This window comes from Nonomuraea sp. WAC 01424 (assembly GCF_003947315.1).
Lineage (GTDB): Bacteria > Actinomycetota > Actinomycetes > Streptosporangiales > Streptosporangiaceae > Nonomuraea > Nonomuraea spiralis.
Genome location: NZ_QHHZ01000012.1, coordinates 118,978 through 144,025, shown reverse-complemented (window position 1 = coordinate 144,025; position 25,048 = coordinate 118,978). Strand labels below are relative to the sequence as shown.

The following is a 25,048-nucleotide window of genomic DNA, read 5'->3' as shown; positions in this document are numbered from 1 at the left end:
GGGTCAGCCCAGCGGCGGCAGGTCCGGCGCGGTGGCGGCCGGGTGCTCCTCAAGGGCGGCGAGCGCCAGCTCGATCGCCTTCTCCAGTTGCGTGTCGCGACCGGCCACGCGGTCCTGCGGCGTGATCACGACCTCGACGTCGGGGTCGACGCCGTGGTTCTCCACGCCCCAGCCCGGCCCCTCCAGCCAGAACGAGTACCGCGGCTGGGTCACCACGGTCCCGTCCACCAGGGAGTAGCGCGAGTCGATGCCGATGACGCCGCCCCACGTGCGGGTGCCGACGAGCGGGCCGATGGCCCGGTTCTTGATCCCGGCGCTGACGATGTCGCCGTCGGACCCGGCGAACTCGTCGGTGACGGCCACGATGGGCCCGCGCGGGGAGTCCTCGGGGTAGCGCATCGGCTCGTAGCCGCGGGCCCGCGCCCAGCCGGTGACCTTGCGCGACAACTTCTCCAGGACCAGCTCGGACAGGTGCCCGCCGCCGTTCTCGCGCACGTCCACGATGAGCCCCTCGAAGGCCATCTCGGTACGCAGGTCCCGGTGGAACTGCGCCCACCCGGAGGCCACCATGTCCGGTACGTGCAGGTACCCGAGCCGCCCGCCGGACGACTCGCGTACGAACGCCCGCCGGTTCTCCACCCAGTCGTGGTAGCGGAGCTGGCCTTCGTCGGCGAGCGGGGTGACGACGACGCGACGCGGCGAGCCGCCGGCCGCGGGCCGTACGGTCAGCTCGACGAGCTGGTCGGCGGTGCCGGACAGCAGCGCGAGCGGGCCGCGTACCGGATCGACCGGGCGGCCGCCGACGGCCACGACGGCGTCACCGGACCGGATCGCGACGCCGGGGGCGAGCAGCGGCGAGCGGGCCGCGTGGTCGGAGGTCTCGCCGGGCAGGACACGCTCGACCCGCCAGGTCCCGTCCTCGTCCTTGACCAGGTCCGCGCCGAGCAGGCCCTGGCGGCGGCGCGGGTCGTTGACCCCGTCGTTGCCACGGGCGTAGGCGTGCGAGGTGCCCAGTTCGCCCTGTACCTCCCAGAGCAGGTCGATCAGCTCGGAGTGGCAGCCGAGGCGGGAGACCAGCGGCTCGTACCGGTCGAGGACGGCCTGCCAGTCGACGCCGCCCATGTCCTCGCGCCAGAAGTGGTCGCGCATGAGCCGTCCGGCCTCGCGGTAACCCTGGAGCCACTCGGCGAGCGGGTCGATCTGGACGGTGATCCGGTCGAGGTCGATCGTGACGACCTCGTCGCCCTCGCCGGCCGAGCGCGTCTGGAGGCCGTTCTTGCCGTTGGTGACGAGCCTGCTGCCGTCGCCGCTGACCTCGAAGACCCGTACCTCCTTGCCCAGCTCGCTCTTGGCGCGCTTCTTGAGGTCGTAGCGTTCGAGCACGATCTCGGCGGACTGCTCGGTGCCGTCGCCGAGCTGGCCGGTCACGGGGTGGCGGAGCCAGAGCAGCGCGTCCTTGGCGGTCCTGAGGTTGCCGTAGCGGGCCGCCGGCACCGGTACGGCCACCACGCGCGAGGCCAGCCCCTCGGGGTCCACCTCGGTACGCGGCGGCGCGTCGTCCTTCTTGTCCTCCTTGGCGGCCTTGTCCTCCTCGCCGTTGAAGCCCCGCCCCTGCAACGAGGGGTCGAACGGCGACGGCGTGGTGGCCTGGAGCGGCACGATGTACGGCCGGCAGCCCGCCGGGAACGACAGGTCGAACACGTGCGCGTCGTAGACCGGGTCGAACGTGCGCACCGACAGGAACGCCAGGTGCTTGCCGTCCTGGGTGAACACCGGGTCGTAGTCGGAGAAGCGCAGCGGCGTGACGTCGATCACCGACGTGCCGTCCACGCGGCCCATCTTGATCTGCGACAGCGGCTCGTGGTCCGGGTGCACCCAGGCCAGCCAGCCGGAGTCCGGGGAGAAGGCGAGCCCGCTGATGTCGCCCTGCGTGGTGCGGTCCAGCTCCCGCAGGTTGCCCGACTCCAGGTCCACGACCAGCAGCCGGCCGTCGTGGGTGGCCACCGCGGCGTGCTTGCCGTCGGGCGCGGCGCTCAGTTCGAGCACCCTGCCGAGCTGCCCTTGGGCGAGGGTCCTGACCTCGCCGCCGGGCGTGCCGATCTCCAGGCCGTCCTCGCCGCCGGCGTCGGAGACCCACACGGCCCGGCCGTCGGCGTCGAGGGCGCGCGGCAGGCGTACCCGGATGCCGGGCTCCACGCGCAGCGCGCCGGCCGGGCCGTCACGGTGGGTCACCCAGTGCGCGGTGCCGCGGATCTCGACCGCGCTGGCCCGCCCGGTCGCGTCGGGCGAGAAGGCCCCGGCGCGCGTGGGCGCGGGCCGGCGGGCGCGTCCGGGCCGGAACCCGCCGAGCTTGACCTCCAGTTTGTACGGCTCGGCGTCCAGGCTCTCCAGCACCCACAGGTCCCCCGCGTGGCTGTAGATCACCCGCTGGCCGTCGCTGGTGGCGTGACGGGCGTAGAACCCCTCGTGCGCGCTGTGCCGGCGCACGTCGGAGCCGTCCGGGAGGGCCGAGTAGAGATTCCCCGCGCCGTCGGCGTCGGACAGGTAGACGATCCGGTCGCCGACCCAGTTGACCGCCCAGTGCTGCGCCGGGCTGTCGGCGAACAACCTGGTGAACTCCCCGTCGCCCTCGGCGTCGACCCAGATCTTGGCCGCGGTGCCGCCCCGGTAGCGCTTCCACTGCGAGGGCTCGCGCCAGATCGAGGACACCGTGGCGACCTTCGCGCCGCTGACGGCGACCTCGCTGACCCATCCGTACGGCAGCCGCGCCGCCGGTCCCCCGTCGAGCGGGACGGCGTAGGCCCAGGTCCGGGTACGCGCCCCCTCGCCGGTGGAGCTGACCGCGAGGACGGCCCCGTCGGCGGTCCAGCCGCGGACGCCGGTCATCGCGTTGCCCCAGTGCGTCAGCCGCTCGCCCTCGGGACCGTCGAGCTGGTCCGCGAACACCTCGGGGGCGCCCTCCTTGCCGCCGGTCCAGGCGATGCGCGTGCCGTCGGGCGAGAACCTCGGGGACGACACCGGCACGCGGTCGGCGGTGAAGCGCCAGGCCCGCCCGCCGGTGACGGGAGCGAGCCAGACATCGTCGTCGGCGACGAAGGTGACCAGGTCACCGGACAGATGTGGATATCTCAGGTATGCGCCATTTGTCACAGCTAGACACTAATGCGCAACACCAAATCAGCTAAAGAATTTCTCTCTCAGCGCTCGTTCACCCTCCGGGAACAGCCAAGACCGGCCGGGTCCCCGGATGCGCGGAGGAGGCCAGGGCAGGAGCCAGATCGCCAAAAATCACAACTAGTGAGGAATCATGAGATTTTGCGCTCGCCCGCACCAGCTACCGCCCCGCCTGGCCGCCGCCGCCGTCATCCTGAACTCAGGGCTCGGCAAGGCCCACGCCGACGACCAGACCGCCGCCGGCCTGCACGGCATGGCCTCGGGCACGTACCCGTTCCTGCGCGGCCAGGATCCGGTGGCCTTCACCCGGCTGCTGTCGAAGGGGGAGATCGCCCTCGGGGCCGCGCTCGTCCTGCCCTTCGTGCCGTCGCTGCTGGTCGGGGCCGGGCTGACCGCGTTCGCCGCGGGACTGCTCGGGCTCTACCTCAAGACGCCGGGCATGCGCGAGGAGGGCAGCCTGCGCCCGACCCAGCAGGGCATCGGCCTGTCCAAGGACATCTGGCTGCTGGGCATCGGGCTGGGCCTGGTCATCGAGGAACTCGGCCGGTGCCCGCGATCTTCAGACGCCCAACGCTAATCCGGACAAACTGGGGTAGTCCGACCGTATGGTGCAAATCGGCTACACCCTGATGTCGGAGCAGACTCCGGCCCGCGAACTGGTCGACTACGCCGCCACCGCCGAACACGTCGGGTTCGACTATGCGGTGATCTCCGACCACTACTTCCCGTGGGTCGAGGAGATGGGACATTCGCCGTACTGCTGGTCGGTGCTGGGCGCCGCGGCGCAGGTCACCGAGCGTCTGCCGCTCATGACGTACGTGACCTGCCCCATCATGCGCTACCACCCCGCCGTCGTGGCGCAGAAGGCCGCCACGATGGGGGTGCTGAGCGAGGGCCGGTTCACGCTCGGCCTCGGCGCCGGCGAGAACCTCAACGAGCACGTCGTCGGCGAGGGCTGGCCGCCCGTGGACACCAGGCACCGGATGTTCACCGAGGCCGTACGGATCATCAAGGAGCTGTTCAGCGGCGAGTACGTCACCTACCAGGGCGAGTTCTACGACGTGGACTCCGCCAAGCTCTACGACCTGCCCGACGAGCGGGTCCCGATCGGCATCGCCGCGTCCCCCGCCAGCCCGGCCGAGATCGCCGCGGAGCTGGCCGACGTCCTGGTCGTCAACGACCCGATGCCCGAGGTGGTGCAGCAGTTCAACGCCGCGGGCGGCCAGGGCAGACCGGTCTACGGCCAGCTCCCGATCGCCTATGACACCGACCCCGAGGCCGCCCGGGAACGGGCGCACCGGCTGTGGCGCTGGTCGGGCGTCGGCGGCTGGAAGGTCATGGCCGAGCTGCCCGGCCCGGTGAACTTCGCCGCCGCGGCCGGCTCGGTACGCCCGGAGGACGTCGCCGGAAGCGTGCCCTGCGGCGCGGACGTGGACGCGGTCGTGCGGAGCGTCAGGGAGTTCGCCGACGCCGGTTACACGCACGTGGCGCTCGTACAGATCGGGCACGACCAGCAGGAGCCGTTCTTCGACTGGGCGGAGAAGGAGCTCCTGCCGGCCCTGCGCCGGATCTAGCCTGCGGCGAGGCTCCGGGCCTCGCCGCGGCTACGGGACGATGTTGACCAGCTTGGGCGCGCGCACGATCACCTTGCGCGGCGCACCCTGGAGGTAGCCGGCCACCTTGTCGGAGGCCAGGGCCAGGGCCCGCAGCTCGTCCTCGGAGATGTCGGGCGCGACCTCCAGCCGGTCGCGCACCTTGCCCGCCACCTGCACCACGCACGTGACCGACTCCTGCACCAGCAGCGCGGGGTCGGCGACCGGCCAGCCGGCGACGGCGACCGGACCCGTGCGGCCCAGGCGCTCCCAGCCCTCCTCGGCGACGTACGGGGCCACCAGCGACAACATGACGGCCAGCGACTCGGCGGCCTCGCGCACCGCCGGGTCGGCCGCGCCGGGACCGGAGTCGATGGCCTTGCGCGCGGCCGAGGTCAGCTCCATCATCCGGGCCACCGCGACGTTGAAGCGCTGGGACTCCACCAGCTTGGTGACCTCGTCGATCGTGCGGTGGGTGGCCTTGCGCAGCTCGGTGTCACCGCCCTCGAACGGCACACCGGGCTCGGCGCCCGCCTCGGACATCACGCGCAGCACGCGGGCCAGGAACTTCTGCGAGGCGGCCGGCGAGACGTCGGCCCAGTCGATGTCGTCCTCCGGCGGACCGGCGAAGATCATCGTCAGGCGCACGGCGTCGACGCCGAACGCGTCGATCTGCTGGCCCAGGTCGATGCCGTTGCCCAGGGACTTCGACATGGCCTTGCCGCCGTTGATCACCTGCCCCTGGTTCAGCATGCGCAGGAACGGCTCGGTGAAGTCCACCATGCCCATGTCGTGCAGGACCTTGGTGAAGAAGCGGGAGTACAGCAGGTGCAGCACGGCGTGCTCGATGCCGCCGACGTACTGGTCGATCGGGCCCCACTTGCGCACCTGCTCGGGGTCGAACGGCCCGTCGGTGTAGCCGGGCGAGGTGTAGCGCAGGTAGTACCAGGACGAGTCGACGAACGTGTCCATCGTGTCGGTGTCGCGCTTGGCCGGCCCGCCGCACTTGGGGCACTCGACGTTGACCCACTCGGTGGCGCTGGCCAGCGGGGAGACGCCCTTGGGCGCCAGCGCCTCGCCGCGCAGGTCGGGCAGCGTGACGGGCAGCTGCTCGTCGGGGACGGGCACCTCGCCGCAGTCGCCGCAGTGGATGATCGGGATCGGCGTGCCCCAGAAGCGCTGGCGGGACAGCAGCCAGTCGCGCAGCCGGAAGTTGACCGCGCCGGTGCCCCTGCCCTCGACCTCCAGGATCTCGATGATCTTGGAGATCGCCTCGGCCTTGGTCAGGCCGTCCAGCGGGCCGGAGTTGACCAGTGTGCCCTCGCCGGGCGTGGCCTCGCCGGTCTCGCCGGGGTCGGCCAGCCCGGTGTGGACGACGACCTGGACCGGCAGCTCGAACTTCCTGGCGAAGTCGAGGTCGCGCTGGTCGTGGGCGGGCACGGCCATGATCGCGCCGTGGCCGTAGTCGGACAGCACGTAGTCGGCCGCCCAGACCGGGATGCGCTCGCCGCTGACCGGGTTGACCGCGTGGCGGCCCAGGAAGACGCCGGTCTTCTCCTTGTCGGTGGACAGGCGCTCGATGTCGCTCAGCTTGGCGACCTCGGCGCGGTAGGCCTCGTAGGCCGGACGCTGCTCGTCGGTGACGATCTCGTCGGCCAGTGCGGCGTCGACCGCGACGACGAAGAACGTGGCGCCGTACAGGGTGTCGGGGCGCGTGGTGTAGACGTGGACCGGCTCCTCGCGGCCCTCGATCTCGAACAGCACGTCGGCGCCCTCGGAGCGGCCGATCCAGTTGCGCTGCATCGTCAGCAGGCGCTCGGGCCAGCCGGTCAGCTGCTGCATGTCGTCCAGCAGGCGCTGGGCGTAGTCAGTGATCTTGAAGTACCACTGCGTCAGCTCGCGGCGGATGACGTCGGCGCCGCAGCGCTCGCACTTGCCCGCCACGACCTGCTCGTTGGCCAGCACCGTCTGGTCGTTGGGGCACCAGTTGACCAGGCCGCCCTTGCGGTAGGCCAGGCCGCGCTCGAAGAAGCGGTTGAACAGCCACTGGTTCCAGCGGTAGTACTCGGGGTCGCTGGTGTGCAGGCGGCGCGACCAGTCGAAGGAGATGCCGTAGCGCTGGAAGGAGTTGGCCTGCGTCTCGATGTTGGCGTAGGTCCACTCGGCGGGGTGGGCGTTGCGCTTGATCGCGGCGTTCTCGGCGGGCAGCCCGAAGGAGTCCCAGCCGATCGGGTGCAGGACGTTGTAGCCCTGCTGCATCCAGTAGCGCGCGACGACGTCGCCGATGGCGAACACCTCGCCGTGGCCCATGTGCAGGTCGCCCGACGGGTAGGGGAACATGTCGAGCATGTAGCGCCGCTCCCGGGGGTCGGCCGCGTCCTCGCTCGCCCGGTAGGGCTCCTGTTCCTCCCATCGCTGCTGCCACTTGGCCTGCAGCGCCTGCGGGTCGTACTCACTCACGGCTACTGTCCTTCTGGCTTGACTCGGACCCATAAGAAAACCCCTCGTGCACAACGAGGGGTAGCCGCGACGGCGAGACCTCTCAGGGCCGTCGCGGCCCGCTAAGAAGCAGGGTCGCGGAACGCATGTGTCAAGCCTAGCGCACGTCTTCGACGGAATGCAGATACTCGATCGACCAGCGCAGGCACAATAGATCCTTCAGGTCCAGCGAGACCTGATGGTGATGTATCCGTTGTGACCTCATATGTCCCATTAGAATACTGTCGTCGCGTGGTGTACCCAGCTGAGCCAGATCGACCGGGGGGCGACCTGCCACTGCAGGATCCGCCAACCGATCCGCACGGCTTCGCTCGTTTCGCTGCGAAACCAGCCGTATCTCCTGGAAAATCCCATGAGATCATGCCTGGTACGTCAAATCCGGATATAGCGGCAGATCCGGACACAACTTCGGGAGGGCCGGCAGCAATGGCAACGGAGAATTCCGCGAGCTCCGGGGCGTCACACCTGCCGCCATCCTGGCCGGAGGCCCGCGACGACGTACCGTCCTCCTGGCCGTCCGGCGGGCAGGAGCCGTCCGGGGTGCCGATGTCGTGGCCGGAGGCCGCGCCCGCCCAGCCGTCCTGGCCCGAGGCCCCGCAGGCGCCCGCGTGGCCCGACCCGCCGCGCGGCGACGCCGCCTGGCCGGAGGCCCCGCGCAACGACGTCCACCGTGACGTCCACCGTAATGACGGCTCGCGCAACGACGTCCACCGCAACGACGGCTCGCGCTCGCCGCGGCAGGGCGGCGACGCCTCGTGGCCGGAGCAGCCGCGGCAGTCCTGGCCCGAGGCGCCCCGCCAGGAGCCCGGCTGGCCCGAGACCCCCCGCCAGCAGGACGTCCCGGTCTCCTGGCCCGAGCAGCCGCAGCCGGTCCAGCCGCAACCGATCCAGCCGCAGGACCCGGTGCCCGCCTGGTCCCAGCCGCCGACGCCCTCCGCGAACGCCTGGTCCAACCTCTCCACGCCGGCGCCCTGGCCGAACAGCCCGTCCAACGTCCCGCCGGGCGGCCCGTCCGCCTCCCTCGGCGACCCGCTGGACCACACGGTCACGCTGGGCCGCGCGCCCGGCCCGCTCGACGCCCCCGTCCAGCCCGGCCGTCCCGTTCAGCCCGGCCAGCCCGGCCTCTCGCCGCTCGACGGCCCCGGCGGGCCGTCCGCCGTTCCGGCCGACGAGCGCACGATGATGTACGGCGGCCGCCCGGGCGACGGCATTCTCGGCGACCAGGCGGTGCCGTCGAACCAGCTCGGCGCGGCCCACGTCGGCGCGCCCCCGCCCGGCGCCGAGGGGATGCCCGGCGACCAGGGCATGCCCGGCGGCCCGGGGATGCACGGCGACCAGGGCATGCCCGGCGGCCCGGGGATGCACGGCGACGGCCACCCCGACCAGGCGCGCCCCGGCTCGAACCTCAACCGCGACCCCTCCGACCCCGACCGCCGGTTCGTGACGGCCGGTCAGATCAGCGGCTCGCGCACCCCGCCCCCCGACCGTCAGCAGGAGCTCTGGAACAACGTCTTCGGCGACGAGTTCGAGGGCATGAGCGAGCACGACTCCCTGGACGACGAGTCCGGCAAGCCCATCTGGATCTACGCGCTCGGCGGCTCGGTGGCGATCGCGCTGGTCGCGGCGCTGCTGTGGGCCTTCCTCGCGGGCCCGCTGGCCGGTGAGGACACGCCGGAGAGCAAGACGGCCGCCTCCCCCGCGGCCTCGGGCGGCCCCACCAAGGGGGGCACGGGCAAGACCTCCACGACGATCCCCGCCCTGCCCAAGTACCCGGGCAAGGCGTCGCCGGTGACCGGCCGGGTGGAGGACGCGGCGGCCGGCGTCTCGCTGCCCCGCCTCGGCGGCACCTGGCAGCTCGACCAGCGCGCCACGGTCAAGTCCACCTTCGGCTACGACACCCGCCAGTACGTGCAGGTCGCGCCGGAGAAGTACGCCCAGATCATGTCGGGCCCGCTCCCGTCGCAGCTGTCCTCCCTGTACGAGGAGGACAACCTGGAGCCGGTCATCAAGCGCATGGTGCTGCAGGCCCGCAAGAACCTCTACCCCGCGGGCAACAAGGTCAGGAAGATCGCGCAGCAGTCGATCAAGGTCGGCGCCTCGACCGGCCGGCTCATCGCGTACACCATGACCGCCGGCACGGACAAGGCCACGATCGTCACGATGGCGATCAACGCCGGGGGCGACGTGCCCGCCATCGTCTTCGTGTCGATCCCGGAAGAGGGCAAGCAGCTCCTTCCGGACATCCGTACGGTGATGAACCAGCTCAAGGTGAGCGCGCAGTAGTCCTGCGACCCGGGCGCCCGCGGCGCCCGGGTCACTCGCGCGTCAGAACGTGCACTCCATGTGCTTGATGCCGTTGATGAACGAGGAGTGCAGGCGATCGGGCTTGCCGCCCTCGATCTGCGGCACGCGCCGCAGCAGCTCCCGGAACATCACCGTGATCTCCCGCCTGGCCAGGTGCGCGCCGAGGCAGAAGTGCGGCCCCGGGCCGCCGAACCCGACGTGCGGGTTGGGGTGGCGGGTGATGTCGAAGCGGTACGGATCGGCGAACACCGTCTCGTCCCGGTTGGCCGCCCAGTAGAACAACACCACCTTCTCGCCCTTGCGGTAGAGGTGGCCGTTCATCTCGTGGTCGCGGGTGACCTTGCGGCGCATGAAGTTCACCGGCGAGGCCAGCCGGACGATCTCCTCCACGGCCCCGGGGGCGCGGCCGTCGACGTCCTCCAGCCACAGGGCGCGCTGGTCGGGGTTCCTGGTCAGCAGGCGCAGGCCGTAGGAGATGGCGTTCCTGGTGGTCTCGTTGCCGGCCACCACCAGCAGGATGAAGAACGACCCCAGCTCCTGCATCGTCAGCCGCTCGCCGTCGATGTTGGCGTTGACCAGCGAGGACGTCAGGTCGTTCGTGGGGTTGGCGGTGCGGTGGGCGGCCAGGTCCTGGACGAGCTGCTGGAGCTCCATACCCACGGTGAGCAGGCGGGTGGCGAGCTGGTCGAGGTCGCCGCCGGTGTACTCGGGGTCGAAGCCGCCGAGGATGATGTTGGAGCGGTCGAAGACGAAGCGGTAGTCGCGCTCGGGGATGCCCATCATGTCGCAGATGATCTTCAGCGGCAGGCGCGCGGCCACGTCGGTGACGAAGTCGGCGCCGGGGCCGGCGGCCAGCAGGTCGTCCACGATCCGGACCGCGGCGGCCTCGACGTCCGACTCGAACTGTTTGATCATCTTGGGGGTGAACGCACGGGAGACGATCCTGCGCAGCCGGGCGTGCCGGGGGTCGTCCATGTTGATCATGGAGCCGAAATACTCGGTGAACTCGGCCGGCATGTCGGGGATGTTCGTCGCGCCGCCGTCGCCCGAGCAGAAGACCTCCGGGTTGCGGCTGGCCTCCAGGATGTCGGCATGCCTGACCAGCGCGTAGTAGCCGGGCCCCTGAGGCGCGAAGTCGATCTTCATCTCGTCGAAGAAGGCGGGCGTCGCACGGGCTCGTAACCGGTCGAACGCCTCCTCGCGCTCGCTCATGGGCCTGGCCCAGAAGTTCCGGTCCGACAGGTCGAAGTCGAGGACGGTCATAGGAACATCATTCGGAAAGCGACCACTTACGTCAATGGTTGTGACGTACACCGTACGTGGGGGCCGGAAAACCTGTGGCTCCTGACGCCAGGGGCTTTGTAGGGTTCCGCGCATGACGTTCCGCCTCCTCCTCGGCTAGCGATCCGCCGGCGCCGGGAGACGTGTGGTTCATGACCCGGCCGGGGGCCGGGCTCCTGGGGTTGCGCACGGCGGACGACGTCCTGCCGGCGGCGGCCGTGGTGGACGGGGTCGGCCACGGCCGCGCGCGCCGGCTCCGGGCCGGGTAAGGATCACTCATGACCGGGTCGGCGGTGCCGTACGCGGCTGTGGTCGGGGCGGTGGCCACCGCCCTGCCTGCTCGGCTCATGATGTGCTCGGCCGCGTGAGTGTACGGTCAGTCCGCCGGGAGCAGGGTGCCCAGGGGGCCGAGGTCGAGGTTGAGGTCGGCGGGCGAGAGGCCGAACCGGTCGCACAACTCGGCCATGGCCTCCTCCAGCCGCATGAGGGTCAGCCCCACCGCCTCAAGCTGCTCCCCGGTCAGGTCGCCGTTGTCCATCCGCCGGACGCACTGGCGTTCCACCAGCTGGCGGATCAGCTCGACCAGCGTCAGCACGAGACGGCTCAGGTCGTGCTGCACCGAGTCGGCGTCCGTCTCCAGCCGCCACTCGCCAGGTCTGGCCGCCTGCCGGTCAGTCGGGCTCGTCATGTCGCATCCCTCCTTTTACCGCGTCGCCCTCGCGCACGCTGACCAGCAGGGCCCTCAGGGAGATCCGTACGAGGTCGATGCCGGAGATGGACAGCACGAGGTCGCCGGTCACGACCGCCCCACCCGCCAGCAGGCGGTCCAGCAGCTCGACGAGCGCCACCCGCTGCTCGGGCAGGCGGCCCTGGGCGGCGAGCCGGCCTCCTCTCGGCTCAGGGGGCGTCACCGCGGGCCGCCTCACCGTCCTGGTCGAGGGCGGCGAAGGAGTAGGGCGCCCAGGGGCCGACGAGCTCCACGGTGACCCCCCGCTCGGCGACGTCCTCGATGACCTGCGCGAACTCGGCGGCGCGTTCGTCGTCCACCAGGTAGGCGCCGTTGAGGACCATCTGCTCCCGCCGTCCGGACAGCTGCGGGTCCTGGGCCCGGTGGCATCTGCCGACGACGGCGACGTCCATCAGCGCCTCGTGCACGGCCCGGGCGTGCTCGGCGGCCCGGCGCCAGTCGGCCTCCCGTCCGCGCAGGGCGGCCCGGCGGCGGTTCAGGTAGGCCGCACCCGGCGCCGCGTCCTGCGGGTCGGCCACCGGTTCCGCCCGGCCGGGAACGGCGTACGCCTTGACGCCCCACTCCCGCCGGCCGGCCACCCGCGCCAGCACCGCGTCGAACTGTTCGTGCCGCTCGTCGAGAAGCTCCCGTACCTGCGCCTCTCCCGTGTAGACGGTGACCAGCCGCACCGGGGCCGTGGGCCTGAGGGCGGCGACGGCCTCCACCACCCGGTGGTGGGTGCGCGCGGTCTCCTCCAGCCAGGCGAGGTCCTCCATCGAACGGCGCAGCGCCTCCTCGCCGAACTCCGCCAGCGAGACCGTGCTGAAGAAGGCGGCCAGGTCCCGGTGCGTGAGACGGCGCACGGGCGCGCCCGCCACCCCCGTCAGCCCGTCGGGCCCCTCGCCCTCGTCGCGGGTGACCGCGTAGAGGTAGACGCCCTGGTCAGTGGCCACGTTCGACCGCCTCAGGCACGTGGCCGGGCGCGCGCCCGGTCGCGGCGCCGCGTTCCAGCACCCGGGCGGACACCATCTCCTCAAGGGCCGCGAGACGGCGGCGCAGCTTGCGGTTCTCCTTCGCCAGCTCCTGGGTGTCGCCGGTGAGCCACGGGTCGTGCTCCCACCAGTCGATGCCCATCTCGCGGGCGGTGTCGACCGAGGCGATGAGCAGGCGCAGCTTGATCGTCAGCAGCTCGATGTCGAGCAGGTTCACCTGGATGTCGCCGGCGATCACCACGCCCCGGTCGAGCACCCGTTCCAGGATGTCGCCTAGGTTGGCCGACTCGCGGCCGCCATGGGAGGCCGGCTGGAAGGAGGACCCGGGCACGTACGGGCTCGGCCGTACGTTGGCGCTCACCGCGAGCCCTCGGCGAGGTCGCCGCTGCCCCGCTTGTAGCGGCGCACCCGGCGGTAGGACAGGAGGCCGCCCGTCATGTCGAGGTCGATCTCGTACATGGCCAGGGTGTCACCGGAGGACGGGATCCGGCGGTCCTCCACCATCTCCACGCCGACCAGCCATCCGTCCTCGGACGGCTCGACCAGCGTGACGCTCTCGGCTTCCTTGCCGGTCAGCTCGGTCATCATCCGCAACCCGACCCCGGCCACCTCGGCGGCCGGCAGATCCGCGGAGCGCGTACGCGGCGGCCCCTCGTCGCCGGTGTCCGCACGCTTCGTCCCCGGCACGCGCTCGTGCTCGGATCTCGGCACGCGCTTGTGCTCGGTTCCCTGCCTGGCAGGCACCACATCACCCCCGTACTTTCCTGGTGCGGCCCCCCGCTAGCGCCTCACCAGCCGACCATCCCCCGCAAGATCTCCTCCACCGCCCGGTCCTCCTCCTCCGCGGAGATCCGGCCGTCGGCCCTGGCCTGCTCCACCTCCTCCAGGCGGCGCCGGACCACGGCCGGGTCGTGCAGCTCCCGCTCGACCTGGTCGCGCATGAGCTCGCCGAGCTTGACGACCGCGTAGATCGGCATGAGTGGCCAGCCAAAAAGCAACGTCCCCAGTCCCAAGGATGTTCACTCCTCCCGGGCGTCGGCGTCCGTGCCGGCGCGGTCAGCTCGTGCCGACGAAGTCGTACGGCGCCATCGGCCCCAGCAGGCGCAGCTCGACGCGGCCCGACCAGCGTCGGGCCAGCTCGTCCACCGCCTGTTCGAACTCGGCCCGCCGGTCGCGCGCCACCAGCGCGGCCACGTGCGCGGCGTCACGTTCGTGGGAGGGCTCGCGCACGACCAGCTGTTCGCACAGGTCCGAGAGCTCGTCCACCACCGTCGCGGTGTCCGCCTCGCGCTTGTCCGCGATCGTGCCCTCGATGATCTCGCCGAGCCGCATGCGCTCATTGCGTGTCGCGTCCTCCGGGCGCCCGGTGATCTGCTGCCGAAGGCTCGCGGCCTCGCCGTTCTCCCGCAGGATCTCGGTCAGGATCGCGCGCTCGTCGTACCGGCCGTTGACCACGTACTGCGTCCGGCCCTCCACCTCCTGGAGGGCGTCGGCGAACTGGTCGTGGTACGGCTTCAGCAGCTCCTCCACCACGGCCTCGGAGTTCGTCAGCACCGCCCCGAACCGGAACGGCAACACCGGCACCTCCGCCGCGGTCTGGTCGAGCAGCCGCTGGTGCGTCTGGAGGTCTCGCGGGCGGCCGAGCGGGCGGTCCGCCTCGACATCGCTCACCAGAGCGGCGATCTGACCGAACGGCACCAGCCGCACCTGCTCCCCGGGATCCCCCACTCCCTCGGTCCCGGGCTCCACCTCGACATCCATCGGGACGATCCCGTACACGTAGGACGCGTAGCCGTTCATGCTCGCCTGCGACGCGTCCTCGGACCCGGCGGCCTCTCTGCGTGGCGTCATCTCACTCATCCTCTCCACGACGTGCCCGGCGCGGCCGTTCCTCGCGCTCCACGACCTCACCCGCGAGCTCCTGCAACTCGTCGGGCTCGTCGGACGCGGCCTCCAGCTCTCCGCCCGCAGGCCGGCTCGCCTGGCTGACGGCCCTGGCCGTCGTCACGTCCTCGACGACCTCCGGCAGGCCCTTCTCCGTGGCCGACAGATCGAGGCGGTTGGCCGCCTCCGCGAACCGCAGGTACGTGTCCACGCTGGCCACGACGATCCGGCTGTCGATCGTCAGCACCTCGATGCCGACGAGCGAGACCCGGACGAATGCGTCGATGACGAGGCCCTTGTCGAGGATGGTGTCGATGACGTCCGCCAGACTTGTCCCCGCAGTACCGCTGCTGGCCGGTGTGCCGTGACCGGCAGGCTGAACGGTCATGTCGTTCCCCCCCTGGTTCTGGGTGGCCGGGCCTTCGGCGACAGGCCCTGACGAGTGGCTACTCGGCTCGGACCCGACGCCGGCGTACCGGGCGGTCGTGCTCGGCGGACCGGCGGGTGGACGCTCCGGCGCGACGCCGCGCCACGGGCGGAGCCGCGGGACGCTCCTCGGGCTCCACTTCCTCCTCTTCCTCCTCTTCTCCTTCTTCTTCCTCTTCGGGCTCCTCGAACTCTCCCTCTTCCTCCTCGGGCTCCCCCTCTTCCTCCTCGTACTCCTCTTCGGGCTCCTCTTCGGGCTCTTCCGCCTCCGCCCGCTCGACGTCCTCCGGCTGCTCTTCCTCGGCTTCCTGCTGCTCCCGTTCCTCCTGGACGGCGGTCTCGTGATCCTTGACGACCTCGCTGTCGTGGATCTCGCCGCGCCAGCCCTCCATCTCGTCGGGATTCAGCAACAGGTGCGCCATCACGTGCCGTCTGAAGTGCTTGAGCTCCAGGCGTACGCGTCGTCCCTGGGCGCGCCACAGGTTGCCGGTGCGCTCGAACAGGCCCTGCGGGTGGTACTCCAGCACGACCAGGACCCGGGTCAGGTCAGGCGTGACCTCGTGGAAGGTCACCGCTCCATCGACATGCCCCTTCTGTCCCTCTGAGCGCCAGATGATCCGCTGATCCGGGATCTGCTCGACGATGTGCGCCTTCCAGCTCCTGTGCGACAGGAAGACCTGAGCCTTCCAGGAGAGCTCCTCGTCGGCGTCCTGCTTGACGGTCTCGACCTTCTTCATGAACGTCGGGAAGTCCTGGAACTGGGTCCACTGGTCGTACACCAGACGCCGTGGGGCACCGATGTCGATCGTCTCCACGATGTTGGTGATCTTCTCGTGGCCCGCTTTCGCGCCGCCACCGCCGCCGGTGATCCGCTGCCAGATGCCCTTCAGACCACCCTTGAGACCTCCCTTCAGACCTCCCGCGAGGCCGCCCTTCAGCGCTCCGCTCACGAAGCCGCCCGGCTTGTCCGAGCCCGTGACCGCGCTCATCAAGCCCTTTCCGCCGTGTTCCACGTAATCGCTGAGCCGGCCGGTCAGGTCTTCGAGCTTGTCTCCCGCGGAGGACAACACCCGCGTGCCCGCCGCCTGCAGAAGCCCCTGAGCGGATTGCACGAGCCGGTCCATCGGCAGGGCGTCGGCGATTCCCTGGCCGGCCTCCCCGGCCTTCCCCGTGACGTCTCCAGCCTTTCCCGCGACGTTCTTGGCTTGGTCTTCGAGCGTGCCCGTCGCAGCCCGACCGGCTTTACCGGCCGTTCCGGCGGTCTTGCCCAAGGCGTCCCCGCCGCTTCCGCGCACCGTTTTCTTCGCTGCCTCAGCCACCGCACTCACCTCCGTGACTGGCCGACCCGCCGGACAGGACGTGTCCGCCGCTGCCCCCTGTGACCCTCATGGCCCTCGGGCCTCCGTCTGGCCTGCTCCGGTACCTCGGGTTCCTCTTCGTAGTCGTCCTCCTTGTAGCGATCGTGTTCGTCGTAGTCCTCGTCGCCGTAGTCCGCTTCCTCGTCCCTGGGCGCCTGCCGCTTCGTGGGCCGAGCTTCGGCTTCCTCGTCCTGCGGGGCCTCAGGCTTCGCCCCGTGCTCCTGGAGCTTCTGGGTCAGGGAGTCGATCTGCTTGGTGGCCGCGGAAATGGCCGCCGCCTTGCCGACTTCCATGAGCTCGCCCCGAAGGCGGCCGGTCATCCGTTGAATCTCGGGACTGGAGCCGAGGGCCTTGACGCCTTGCGCCAGCAGGCCACCCTGGCCGCAGCTGGCGCGTCCCGCCAGCCCGGCCGCCGCCAGTGCCGCCGCCGTACGCAGCTTGTGGCGCCTTCCGAGGTAGTACCCGGCGAGTATGGCGAAGGCCATCTGCAACCTGCTCGACATGATCAGCGCTCCTTCCGCTCGCTCACCATCTCGACCCGCACTGGGTCCTTGCGCGCGGCTTGACCTACCCGAAAAAGCGACAAAGCACCCAACTGGCGAAAAAAGGGACAGGGAGTTGGTGTGAGGCGGCGAATCCAAGCCACCTCATCAGCGGGCGTTTAGCCCTGCCTGCCCCCGGGCTCAGGGCACACGGAAGGTCAGGACCTGGCCCTGGCCCGCCCAAGGATCCGCCAACTCCCGAACCGGAGCCTGCGCACCGAGCGTCATACGGGACCAGACGGCAACGATCTGAGCGTGATCTCGGAGGCGACCATGAACGACCTGCCATCTTCCGTGTTCATCCGTCCGGCCCCGGCCCGGCCCACGTCACGCGGCAAGGCCGTGCTTCCGCCGTCCGCGCTCTTCCGGGGATCACCGCTCGCCCCTCGGCGAGGCGTCAGCCACGTCTCGCTCGTCATCGCGGTCGGCCTCGCGCTCGGGCTGGGCGGGTTCGTCGGCTTCACCGTCAGCCGCGGCCTCCAGGAGGAAGCCCAGGGCCGTGGCCCGGCGGGCGTCGTCCTGAAGGCGGCCGTCCCGCAGGCGCCCCCCTCAGCGCTCCCCCGGCCACCGGCCGCGCAAGCGCCCCCGCCTGCCGCACCGCCGAAGACCGCGGCGAAGCACCGGGTCAGGACGAGGAAGGCCCACCACTCGAAAGGGCACAGACACCACCGCTCGCCGTGCGCCAGGTTCCAGGGAGTGCGGATGCGAATGTGTCACACGATCTTCCGATGAACCCTCGCCCGGCAACGCAGAAGAGGCCCCGAAGGGCCTCTGAACTGCGAGTTCTTCCTGAGGGCGGTCTCGGCGGGTCGGCCCGCCCTCCCTCCGGAAGCCGGGGGTCACAGGCTGCGGGCGGTGATGTCGCCGCTGGAGGTGGTGGCGCGGATGTCGAGGTCGGCGTTGCCGTCGTTCTTGAGGGCGTTGCTGACGCGGCCGTAGCTGGTGCCGGCGTCCAGGGCCGCCGAGACCCCGGCGGCGGCGGTGATCGAGATGTCACCGGACTGGGTGGCGAGCACGACCTTGCCACCCGCCGCCTCGGCGACCCGGATGTCACCCCGTGCGGTGCTGATCTCCGCGGGGCCGCCCAGCCGCCCGACCTCGACGTCGCCGTCGACCGCGGTGAGGCGGAGGCTCGCCACCTCCTCGATCTTGATCTGGCTGTACGCGCCCTCGAAGGCGACCTCACCCAGACGGCCGGCGGTCAGCAGCTCGGCGCCGACCGCCTTGGCCTCGACGCCGGAACCGGCGGGCAGGTTGACCGTCACCTCGATGGCCCCGGACGGGCCGAGGTACTGGTTCTTCTCCGGGGTCGTGATCCGGAGGACACCGTCGGCGTACTCGACCGTGGTCTGCTCCGCCGCCTTCACGTCACGGCTCCTCGAGGCGTTCGAGGGCCGGACCTCGACCGTGGTGTCGGCCCGGTCGGCGGCGACGAACCGGACGCGTCCCGCGGGGACGTCCAGGACGGTACGGATGGCGGCGGGGGTGTCGAACGTCTGCATGATGCTCTCCTGTGGACTCATGTTCGGCGGGCCCGATTCGCGACCCGGAGGCCGCATCGCCGAACCCTTCATGCGTCTACCTTCGCCGACCGTCCTGATACCGGACCATCGCCGCCCTGACACGGCCGCTGACGTACGACCGGCCCCAGCCCGTCCCGCGGGGCGTCAACCCATCGTCGCGAAGGTGTCACGCAATCGGCGCAGGTCGCGCATGCGGGCCTCGTACGTCGCCCCCACCACCACGAGCAGCAGGCCGCCAACGGCGATCGGCACCCAGCGCGGCACCGCGAGGAACATCTCCGACACGTACGGAGCCAGCTCCCGCACCACGACCCCGGCGACCACGACCGCTCCGATCGACGTGGGCGCCTGGAGCTTGAACCGGACCCCGGCGAGCAGCACGACCAGCGCCACCACGCCGAGCACCAACGACCTCCGCCATTCGGTGTCCGCGTAGACCGCCACCAGGCTGGGCAGCATCGTGAAGGAGAGACCCGCCCCGTAGGCGGCCCACGACGGGACCGCCGCACCGCGCCGCCGCCACCAACCGGATCCGAGCAGGACCAGCGAGCACGGCACCGTGTACGCCTCGACGACGGTGACCTCGTCCGCCCCCAGCCGCAGCCACGACGCCAGCAGCAGCAGGACGGCGCCGGTGTACCTCAGGCCGTTCCCCCGGTCGGCCGAGCCCGTCCACAGCGACACGAGCAGCACCAGCACCCCGGCCACGGCGAACCCCATGCTTCCCGCGATCGGGACGCGCACGCCCAGTGAGAACCCCGCCGCCACCGCCTCCAAGCCGAGGAACAGGGCGGCGAAGCCCACTCCCCAGAGCCGGAGACCCGTCAGCCTGGCCCGCAGCGCCATCGCGCCCGCCGCCACCGCCAGGATCGGCAACACGATCAGCGTCGCCGGCTCGCTGCCGAACGCGTACGCCGCCGCCCGTACCGAGGCTGGGGCGGCGACGAGCGCGCAGGCCGCCGCCCACCACGGCGCCCGGCCCAGGGTGGCGGCCACCGCCGGCGCGACGGCGAGCGCCGCCTGCACCGCCGTCGCGACCGGGTAGGGCATGCCGAAGGCCTGAGGGGCGACCGCGATCACGAGCGCCCCGGCCACCAGCGCGCCGACCACGGCCGCCCTCGTCAACCACCCACTGCCGCCCCCGGCCTCCCCTTTCATCGGCCACCCGCCGGCGGCCCTGGCGGTCGCCGCCAGGAGGCCGGTCGCCAGCACGGCCAGCACCACCACGTCCGCCGGCGACGCCGGCTCGAACGGCTGCCGCTCCCGCCCGTTCCAGGTGCCCGTCCACAACACGTCCAGCCAGGCGAACGGCGCCGCCAGGGAGACCACGAGCCGAGGCAGCAGTGTCAGCGTGGTCAGCAGCGCCACCAGCCCGCCGGTGGCCATGCCCGCCGGCCGTACCCGCCGCCAGGGCAGCCGGTCAGCGGCGAGCACCACCACGAGTGCCGGGACGAGGTACGCCAGGGGACGCCAGTCCGTGCCCGGACCGTCCAGCATCGGTTGCGCCGGCGCCGCCGGTACGGCGATCAGCGTGAGCACGGTTCCCACGGCGGCCGCGGCGGCCCAGATCTCCCGCTCGGCGTCGCCCCGCCTGGCCAGCAGCCATGTCACCAACCCGCCGAGCAGCGCCAGTCCGAGTAACGGCGCCGACCTGACCAGCGCCTGAGCGACGGAAGGAGATCCCAGCGCGTACGGCACGCCGCCCAGCAGGGCGAGGACCGCGACCCCGCTGCCGGTCGAACCGGCCGTCACCCGCACCGCTCCCCGGCCGTGGCGGACCAGGACGACGTCCAGCGCCGCCGTCGCCACCAGCATGGCCACCAGCCAGGTCTCCGACCAGTCTCCGGTCAGCAGCGGCAGGACCGGCTGCGCCAGCACCACGGCGACGGGAGCAGGGCCGCGGAGCCGGGTGACCCGGGCATAGGCCACCAGGATCAGCGCGGTCAGCCCTAACACACCCGCCGAGTAGTGCAACGCGTCGAGGGAGTCGACCCCAAGGAGTCCCACCCGCCTGGCGGCGTAGCCGTCGAGCAGCAGCAACGCGACCGCCAACCCGGCCATGGTCTCGGCCGTCGCGGTGAGCCCGCGCCGGATCAGCACGACCGGCGCCAGCATGACCAGCGCGGTGAACGCGGCCAGCACGGCCGCGCGCCCGCCTATGCCCAGTTGCCCCCAGCTCACCACGGTGAACACCGCCGCCGCCACCGTCAGCAGCAGGCCGCCGAGGATGAGCAGGACGTTCTTCGCAGTGCCCGTGGAGACCTCCGGCCTCGGGACACCGGAGCCCGCAACCCCAGGTCCGGCCGCCGCCGGGTACGGCGGCAACGCGCCCGCAAAGGGAGGTACCGCGCCCGCGCTCCCCACCCCCTGCGCCGCGCCCGCGCCCGCCGCTCCCTGACCTGCCGCTTCGGCACGCAGGGCGCCGAGCAGTTCCGTACGGCGGGCCCGCAGCCCGGCGAGCTGATCCCCCAGCCTGGCGAGAGTCTGGTCCACCTGCCACAGCTCGTGCGCGACGGGGCCCTGAAGAGGCAACGCACACCTCGGGCATCTGGAAACCGGCTCCTGGAGCCCGGTTCCGGACAACATCGCCCCGCAGTCCGGACACTTCATACTTCCACGCACCGACACTCCGTTTGAGCCTGACAAGATGACCCATATTGCACCGTGACGTCCTTGCGAAGCACTGTCATCGGTTACCGGCGCGACCGCCCTCCGGCCGGCGGCGGCGGCGAGCGGGTTCGTGGGCGAGGAGGCGATCCGGGTGGGCCCGTCGGGGCGGCACCCGGTGATCGCCGGGCTCAGGAGGCGGGGCCGAGCCAGTCGAGGATGAGGCGGTTGACCTCGGCGGGCCGCTCCAGGTGCAGGAAGTGGCCCGCGTCCGCCACCTGTTCGACCCGCGACCCCGCCGGCAGGTGCTCGGCCGCGCTCTTGGCCATCTCCACGCCCATGCAGCCGTCCCGCTCGCCGTGCAGGTAGAGGACCGGGCCGGCGGTGGCCGGGTCGACGTCCGGGTAGCGGCCCGAGGGTGGCGTGGTGCCGAGCGCCGCGCGGTAGTAGCCGATGGCCGCGCCCTGGTTGGCGGACTCGCCGAGGCTGCGCCGGACGAACGCCAGATCCTCGGCCGGGTCGTAGCCGGGCGACCAGTCCCGCCAGAGCCGTTCGATGAACGCCGGGTCCGCGACGGCGGCCTCACCCAGCACGGTCTGGAAGAGGAAGATGTAGAACGACCGCTGGAGCTGCTCGTACGCCATCAACCCCGGAAGTTGCGCGCCCGGCGGCGGCACCGCGAGGGCGACGGCCCGGCGGAAGCGCCCGGCCAGGGCGTAGGCGGGGAAGGCCCCCCAGTCGTGTCCGACGATGACGGCGTTCGCGTCGCCGCCGAGTTCCTCGTGCAGCGCGCGCACGTCGGCGACCAGCGCCGCCTCCTCGTACGCGCCGTCGGCCGGGACCTCAGTGGGCGCGTAGCCGCGGGTGAACGGCGCGACCGCGCGGTAGCCGCGTTCGGCCAGCGCGGGCATCAGGTGCCGCCAGGTGTGCGCGGTGTCGGGGAACCCGTGCAGGCACAACGCCAGCGGCCCCTCCCCCACGGTCAGATACGCGAACTCCACACCGTTGGCGTGGATCGTCCTGATCTCCATGACTGCGAAACCTAGCATTCGCCCTCTTCCGGGAGTACCACTACACAAGGGGCCTCTCATCACGGGGAGACGGCATGCGACGGGGATGGGTTCTCGCTCTCGCTTCGATGACCATTGTGCTCGTGGTGGTCGATCTGACCGCCGTGACGATCGCGCTGCCCGACATCCGCGCGAGCCTGGGCGCGAGCCTGGCCGAGGTGCAGTGGGTGGTGGACGCGTACGCGCTGACGCTGGCCGCCGTCCTGCTGCCCGCCGGGGTGCTGGCCGACCGGTACGGCCGCCGCAGGATGCTGGCCATCGGCGTGGCGGTATTCACGCTCGCCTCGCTGGCCTGCGCCCTGGCCCCCACGGCCCCCCTGCTGGACGTGGCCAGAGGCGTCCAGGGACTGGGCGCGTCCGCCCTGTACGGCACCACCACCCCGCTCATCGCCTCGGTCTACCCCGAGGGCCCGGCGCGGGGCAGGGCACTCGGGATCTTCAGCGCGGTCTCGGGCCTGGCGATGACGCTGGGCCCGGTGGTGGGCGGCGTGCTGACGGCGGGGTTCGGCTGGCGGGCGATCTTCCTGATCAACCTGCCGATCGGCCTGTTCGTGCTGGTGGCGCTGCGGCAGCGGGTCGCCGAGTCGCGCGGCAGGGGGCACCTGGACCCGCTCGGCGTGCTGCTGGTCGCCGCGGCCCTGTTCGCGATCATCCCGGCGCTGATCCATGACCTGCCGCTGCTGCTGGTGGCCGGGCTGGTGTTGCTGGCGGCGTTCGTGCTGGTCGAGCGGCGCTCGGCGGCCCCGGTGATCGACTTCGGGCTGTTCGCGAACCGGGTGTTCGCGGTCGGCTCGGCCACCACGCTGCTCATGCTGGCCGCGCTGCTCGGCGGCTTCACCTATCTCACCCTGTACGTCCAGGGCCCGCTGGAGGCGAGCCCCGTCGAGGCCGGGGTACGTTTCCTGGCCTTCAGCGTGGCCGCCGTCATCGGCCCGATCGCGGTCGGCCGGGTCCTGCACCGCTGGCCCATGGGCGTGCTGATCGCGGCGGGCCCGGCGCTGATCACGGTGGCGCTGCTGGTCATGGCGATCCCGGCGGCCGACCGGTGGACGCCGATCATGATCGGGCTGTTCCTCGGCGGTCTGGGGCTCGGCGCGGGCAACGTCGTGGCCAACCAGGTGGGCCTGACCGCGCCCATGGACCAGGTGGGCATGGCCACCGGGACGGTGAACACGCTCAAGCAGGTCGGCACGGCGGTGGGCGTGGCGGTGCTGGCGGTGCCGTACCGGTCGGGGGTGTCGGCGATGTTGCTGGTGGCGGCCGGGCTGGCGCTGGCGGGCGCGCTGCTGCCGCTGACGCTGGCGGCCGGGCGGGTCAGTCGGTCTCCGGCCAGTCCCAGCCCAGCTGGAGGAACAGACCCAGCCGGTCGCTGACCGCGCGGATCTCGCTGATCCGCCCCTCGCGCAGGGTGAACAGGAAGATCGCCTCGACCTCGAAGCTCCGGCCCGTGGGCACGGGCATGCGGGGGTGCGTGCCGGAGTGCACGCCGGTCATGCGGATCCTGGCGACCGCCTTCTCCCCTTCTGCGACGACCTCCTCGACCTCGATGTGGAACGGGTCGAACGCGTCGAGCTGCATCCGGATGCCCTCGAAGGCGGCTCCGGGCTCGTCCGGCTCGCCAAAGATGATCTTGTTGTGGTCGACGACGTCCGGAGCCATGTAGGCGGCCAGGTCGTCGAGGTGGCGTTCGTTGATGGCGGCGATGAACTCGGTGACCACGATCGATCCTCTCTTACGGTGTAAGACGGGAGTATCTTACGGTGTATGAGAGAGCGGATGTCAAGGGAGCGGGTGCTGGAGGCGGCGCTGGAGCTCCTCGACCGGGAGGGCGCGGCCGGGCTGTCCATGCGCAAGCTGGGCAAGGCGCTGGGCGTGGAGGCGATGACGCTCTACTACTACGTGCCGAACAAGGACGCGGTGCTCGACGGGCTGGTCGAGCTGGTGCTCTCCCGCGTCACGGTCGAGCCGGCGGGCGACTGGCGGGTGTGGGGGAAGGCGTTCGCCGAGTCGATCAGGGCCGAGCTGCTGCGGCATCCGGCGCTCATGCCGGTGGTGGCGATCAGGCCGGTGGCCACGCCCGGCGCGCTCGGCCTGGTCGAACGCGCCGCCGCCGCGCTGACGGAGGCGGGCTTCACCGCCAGGGAGGCGCTGCACGTGATCAACGCGCTGTCCACGTTCGTGATCGGGCACACGCTGGCCGAGGCGGGCCCGGACAGCCCGGACCAGCCCGATCTGGACCTGGCGGACTATCCGGTGCTGGCACGGGCGGTCGCCGACGGCCTCGGCACGCCCGAGGACCACCGGGAGCGCTTCGACCTGGCCGTCGACGCCCTGCTCAGCGGACTTGCTCCGCGAACCCCCGCAGCAGGCACGACAACCCGAACTCGAACTGGTCGCCGAAGCTGAGGTCGTCGGCCTCGGCCACCCGCCGGTTGAACTGCGGGTAGGCGCCGCTCGCCATCACCTCGCGGATGTAGGGGGAGATCGAGGCCCGCCACTCCTCCTCCGACAACCCGGTACGCCGCCGCGCCTCCCCCTCGGCCAGCTCCTTGGCCACCGCGCCGAGCACGTAGTCGCCGATCACCCCGATCACCGCGGTCGCCCGCGTGATGTCGGCGGTCAGGGAACGGGCGGCGGACAGGGCGTGCTCGACCCGCCGCAACGAGTTGGGCCCGAGCGCCGGCCTGCTCGACATCAGCGCCGCCAGCCACGGATGGCGCAGCACGCTCGCGCGCTGGTCGCGGGCCACCTGGGCCAGGTCGGCCCGCCAGTCGCCGGTCAGCGGGCCCGGCGCGCCCTCGCCCCAGACCGCGTCGACCATCAGGTCGAGCAGCTCGTCGCGGTTGGCCAGGTAGCGGTAGAGCGAGGTGGTGCCCGACTTGACCTCGCCCGCCACCCGGCGCATGGACACCGCGTCCAGCCCCTCGGCGTCGGCGACCGCGAGCGCGGCCCGCACGATCGCCTCGACGCTCAGGGCATGACGCTTGGGCGCGTAAGGCTCGCGGCTCCACACCAATGACATCCGGCCACCCCCTCTGGCCATCATCGTACGCCTGTGGTTACAGTGTT

At 71.6% G+C, this 25,048-nt stretch carries 22 protein-coding genes and 1 pseudogene; 5 read left to right on the top strand and 18 right to left on the bottom strand.

Going from position 1 to position 25,048, the window contains the following annotated elements; translation table 11 throughout:
• Positions 1 to 3: 3 nt before the first annotated feature.
• A complete protein-coding gene (locus tag DMB42_RS31360; RefSeq protein ID WP_125639689.1) occupies positions 4 to 3,150 on the bottom strand; it encodes a S41 family peptidase in 3,147 nt (1,048 codons plus the stop codon).
• Positions 3,151 to 3,307: 157 nt separating this feature from the next.
• Here DMB42_RS31360 and DMB42_RS31355 point away from each other — a divergent pair, with 157 nt between their 5' ends.
• Positions 3,308 to 3,751 (top strand): hypothetical protein, encoded by a 444-nt coding sequence (locus DMB42_RS31355; RefSeq protein ID WP_125639686.1) that lies wholly within the window; start codon positions 3,308 to 3,310, stop codon positions 3,749 to 3,751.
• A 28-nt stretch (positions 3,752 to 3,779) separates the two neighbouring features.
• Positions 3,780 to 4,748 (top strand): TIGR03557 family F420-dependent LLM class oxidoreductase, encoded by a 969-nt coding sequence (locus tag DMB42_RS31350; protein ID WP_125639683.1) that lies wholly within the window; start codon positions 3,780 to 3,782, stop codon positions 4,746 to 4,748.
• A gap of 30 nt (positions 4,749 to 4,778) precedes the next feature.
• Here DMB42_RS31350 and leuS read toward each other — a convergent pair whose 3' ends face one another.
• Positions 4,779 to 7,259, bottom strand: coding sequence for a leucine--tRNA ligase (leuS, locus tag DMB42_RS31345; protein WP_125639680.1), 2,481 nt, complete (start codon positions 7,257 to 7,259; stop codon positions 4,779 to 4,781).
• Positions 7,260 to 7,691: 432 nt separating this feature from the next.
• Here leuS and DMB42_RS31340 point away from each other — a divergent pair, with 432 nt between their 5' ends.
• Positions 7,692 to 9,548: a hypothetical protein gene (locus DMB42_RS31340; protein ID WP_125639677.1), complete on the top strand. Its 1,857-nt coding sequence runs from the start codon at positions 7,692 to 7,694 to the stop codon at positions 9,546 to 9,548.
• 42 nt (positions 9,549 to 9,590) lie between these two features.
• Here DMB42_RS31340 and DMB42_RS31335 read toward each other — a convergent pair whose 3' ends face one another.
• The 14 genes and pseudogenes from DMB42_RS31335 to DMB42_RS31270 form a co-directional block, all read right to left on the bottom strand.
• Positions 9,591 to 10,832 (bottom strand): cytochrome P450, encoded by a 1,242-nt coding sequence (locus tag DMB42_RS31335; RefSeq protein WP_125639674.1) that lies wholly within the window; start codon positions 10,830 to 10,832, stop codon positions 9,591 to 9,593.
• Positions 10,833 to 11,226: 394 nt separating this feature from the next.
• Positions 11,227 to 11,538, bottom strand: a complete 312-nt coding sequence (locus DMB42_RS31330; protein WP_125639672.1) for a gas vesicle protein K — start codon at positions 11,536 to 11,538, stop codon at positions 11,227 to 11,229.
• Positions 11,522 to 11,761, bottom strand: coding sequence for a gas vesicle protein (locus tag DMB42_RS31325; RefSeq protein ID WP_125639669.1), 240 nt, complete (start codon positions 11,759 to 11,761; stop codon positions 11,522 to 11,524). Before DMB42_RS31325 ends, DMB42_RS31330 begins: the two co-directional genes overlap by 17 nt.
• Complete coding sequence (locus DMB42_RS31320; RefSeq protein ID WP_125639666.1) at positions 11,748 to 12,530, bottom strand: GvpL/GvpF family gas vesicle protein; 783 nt, start codon at positions 12,528 to 12,530, stop codon at positions 11,748 to 11,750. Before DMB42_RS31320 ends, DMB42_RS31325 begins: the two co-directional genes overlap by 14 nt.
• Complete coding sequence (locus tag DMB42_RS31315) at positions 12,520 to 12,930, bottom strand: gas vesicle protein (RefSeq protein ID WP_396984156.1); 411 nt, start codon at positions 12,928 to 12,930, stop codon at positions 12,520 to 12,522. Before DMB42_RS31315 ends, DMB42_RS31320 begins: the two co-directional genes overlap by 11 nt.
• Positions 12,927 to 13,280 carry a gas vesicle protein gene (locus tag DMB42_RS31310; protein ID WP_260478057.1) on the bottom strand — a complete coding sequence of 118 codons (354 nt, stop codon included), beginning with the start codon at positions 13,278 to 13,280 and terminating at the stop codon, positions 12,927 to 12,929. Before DMB42_RS31310 ends, DMB42_RS31315 begins: the two co-directional genes overlap by 4 nt.
• 77 nt (positions 13,281 to 13,357) lie before the next feature.
• Positions 13,358 to 13,567 (bottom strand): gas vesicle protein GvpG, encoded by a 210-nt coding sequence (locus DMB42_RS31305; RefSeq protein ID WP_396984272.1) that lies wholly within the window; start codon positions 13,565 to 13,567, stop codon positions 13,358 to 13,360.
• Between the two features lie 58 nt (positions 13,568 to 13,625).
• Positions 13,626 to 14,420: a GvpL/GvpF family gas vesicle protein gene (locus DMB42_RS31300; protein WP_185844950.1), complete on the bottom strand. Its 795-nt coding sequence runs from the start codon at positions 14,418 to 14,420 to the stop codon at positions 13,626 to 13,628.
• 214 nt (positions 14,421 to 14,634) lie between these two features.
• Positions 14,635 to 14,841 (bottom strand): annotated as a pseudogene (gene gvpJ / locus DMB42_RS56415) (gas vesicle protein GvpJ); the annotation flags it as partial.
• A gap of 58 nt (positions 14,842 to 14,899) precedes the next feature.
• The gene (locus tag DMB42_RS31290; protein WP_260478056.1) at positions 14,900 to 16,198 is read right to left on the bottom strand and encodes an SRPBCC family protein; all 1,299 of its coding nucleotides are present in this window, start codon (positions 16,196 to 16,198) and stop codon (positions 14,900 to 14,902) included.
• Between the two features lie 5 nt (positions 16,199 to 16,203).
• Positions 16,204 to 16,740, bottom strand: a complete 537-nt coding sequence (locus tag DMB42_RS31285; protein WP_125639657.1) for a hypothetical protein — start codon at positions 16,738 to 16,740, stop codon at positions 16,204 to 16,206.
• Positions 16,741 to 17,618: 878 nt separating this feature from the next.
• Positions 17,619 to 18,281, bottom strand: coding sequence for a DUF4097 family beta strand repeat-containing protein (locus tag DMB42_RS31280; RefSeq protein WP_125639654.1), 663 nt, complete (start codon positions 18,279 to 18,281; stop codon positions 17,619 to 17,621).
• Positions 18,282 to 18,446: 165 nt separating this feature from the next.
• Complete coding sequence (locus DMB42_RS31275) at positions 18,447 to 20,834, bottom strand: SCO7613 C-terminal domain-containing membrane protein (protein ID WP_125639651.1); 2,388 nt, start codon at positions 20,832 to 20,834, stop codon at positions 18,447 to 18,449.
• Positions 20,835 to 21,100: 266 nt separating this feature from the next.
• Positions 21,101 to 21,958: an alpha/beta fold hydrolase gene (locus DMB42_RS31270; RefSeq protein ID WP_260478055.1), complete on the bottom strand. Its 858-nt coding sequence runs from the start codon at positions 21,956 to 21,958 to the stop codon at positions 21,101 to 21,103.
• Between the two features lie 89 nt (positions 21,959 to 22,047).
• Between DMB42_RS31270 and DMB42_RS31265 the strand changes: the two genes are divergently transcribed.
• Positions 22,048 to 23,352, top strand: coding sequence for an MFS transporter (locus DMB42_RS31265; protein ID WP_185844949.1), 1,305 nt, complete (start codon positions 22,048 to 22,050; stop codon positions 23,350 to 23,352).
• Here the strand turns inward: DMB42_RS31265 and DMB42_RS31260 are convergent.
• On the bottom strand, positions 23,294 to 23,698 hold the full coding sequence (locus DMB42_RS31260; protein WP_221762435.1) for an ester cyclase: 405 nt from the start codon (positions 23,696 to 23,698) through the stop codon (positions 23,294 to 23,296). The genes DMB42_RS31265 and DMB42_RS31260 overlap by 59 nt on opposite strands.
• A gap of 45 nt (positions 23,699 to 23,743) precedes the next feature.
• On the opposite strand from DMB42_RS31260, the gene DMB42_RS31255 reads away from it, so the two are divergent.
• Positions 23,744 to 24,385, top strand: a complete 642-nt coding sequence (locus tag DMB42_RS31255; RefSeq protein ID WP_125639641.1) for a TetR/AcrR family transcriptional regulator C-terminal domain-containing protein — start codon at positions 23,744 to 23,746, stop codon at positions 24,383 to 24,385.
• Here DMB42_RS31255 and DMB42_RS31250 read toward each other — a convergent pair.
• On the bottom strand, positions 24,315 to 25,001 hold the full coding sequence (locus tag DMB42_RS31250; protein ID WP_125639638.1) for a TetR/AcrR family transcriptional regulator C-terminal domain-containing protein: 687 nt from the start codon (positions 24,999 to 25,001) through the stop codon (positions 24,315 to 24,317). The genes DMB42_RS31255 and DMB42_RS31250 overlap by 71 nt on opposite strands.
• Positions 25,002 to 25,048 lie beyond the last annotated feature (47 nt).

Coding starts and splice junctions, on each gene's coding strand:
- DMB42_RS31300 (WP_185844950.1), bottom strand. CDS start 14,420: ATGACGCCACGCAGAGAGGCCGCCGGGTCCGAGGACGCGTCGCAGGCG.
- DMB42_RS31350 (WP_125639683.1), top strand. CDS start 3,780: ATGGTGCAAATCGGCTACACCCTGATGTCGGAGCAGACTCCGGCCCGC.
- DMB42_RS31265 (WP_185844949.1), top strand. CDS start 22,048: ATGACCATTGTGCTCGTGGTGGTCGATCTGACCGCCGTGACGATCGCG.
- DMB42_RS31340 (WP_125639677.1), top strand. CDS start 7,692: ATGGCAACGGAGAATTCCGCGAGCTCCGGGGCGTCACACCTGCCGCCA.
- DMB42_RS31355 (WP_125639686.1), top strand. CDS start 3,308: ATGAGATTTTGCGCTCGCCCGCACCAGCTACCGCCCCGCCTGGCCGCC.
- DMB42_RS31270 (WP_260478055.1), bottom strand. CDS start 21,958: ATGCTAGGTTTCGCAGTCATGGAGATCAGGACGATCCACGCCAACGGT.
- DMB42_RS31330 (WP_125639672.1), bottom strand. CDS start 11,538: ATGACGAGCCCGACTGACCGGCAGGCGGCCAGACCTGGCGAGTGGCGG.
- DMB42_RS31255 (WP_125639641.1), top strand. CDS start 23,744: ATGAGAGAGCGGATGTCAAGGGAGCGGGTGCTGGAGGCGGCGCTGGAG.
- DMB42_RS31250 (WP_125639638.1), bottom strand. CDS start 25,001: ATGTCATTGGTGTGGAGCCGCGAGCCTTACGCGCCCAAGCGTCATGCC.
- DMB42_RS31280 (WP_125639654.1), bottom strand. CDS start 18,281: ATGCAGACGTTCGACACCCCCGCCGCCATCCGTACCGTCCTGGACGTC.
- DMB42_RS31335 (WP_125639674.1), bottom strand. CDS start 10,832: ATGACCGTCCTCGACTTCGACCTGTCGGACCGGAACTTCTGGGCCAGG.
- DMB42_RS31285 (WP_125639657.1), bottom strand. CDS start 16,740: ATGTCGAGCAGGTTGCAGATGGCCTTCGCCATACTCGCCGGGTACTAC.
- leuS (WP_125639680.1), bottom strand. CDS start 7,259: ATGGGTCCGAGTCAAGCCAGAAGGACAGTAGCCGTGAGTGAGTACGAC.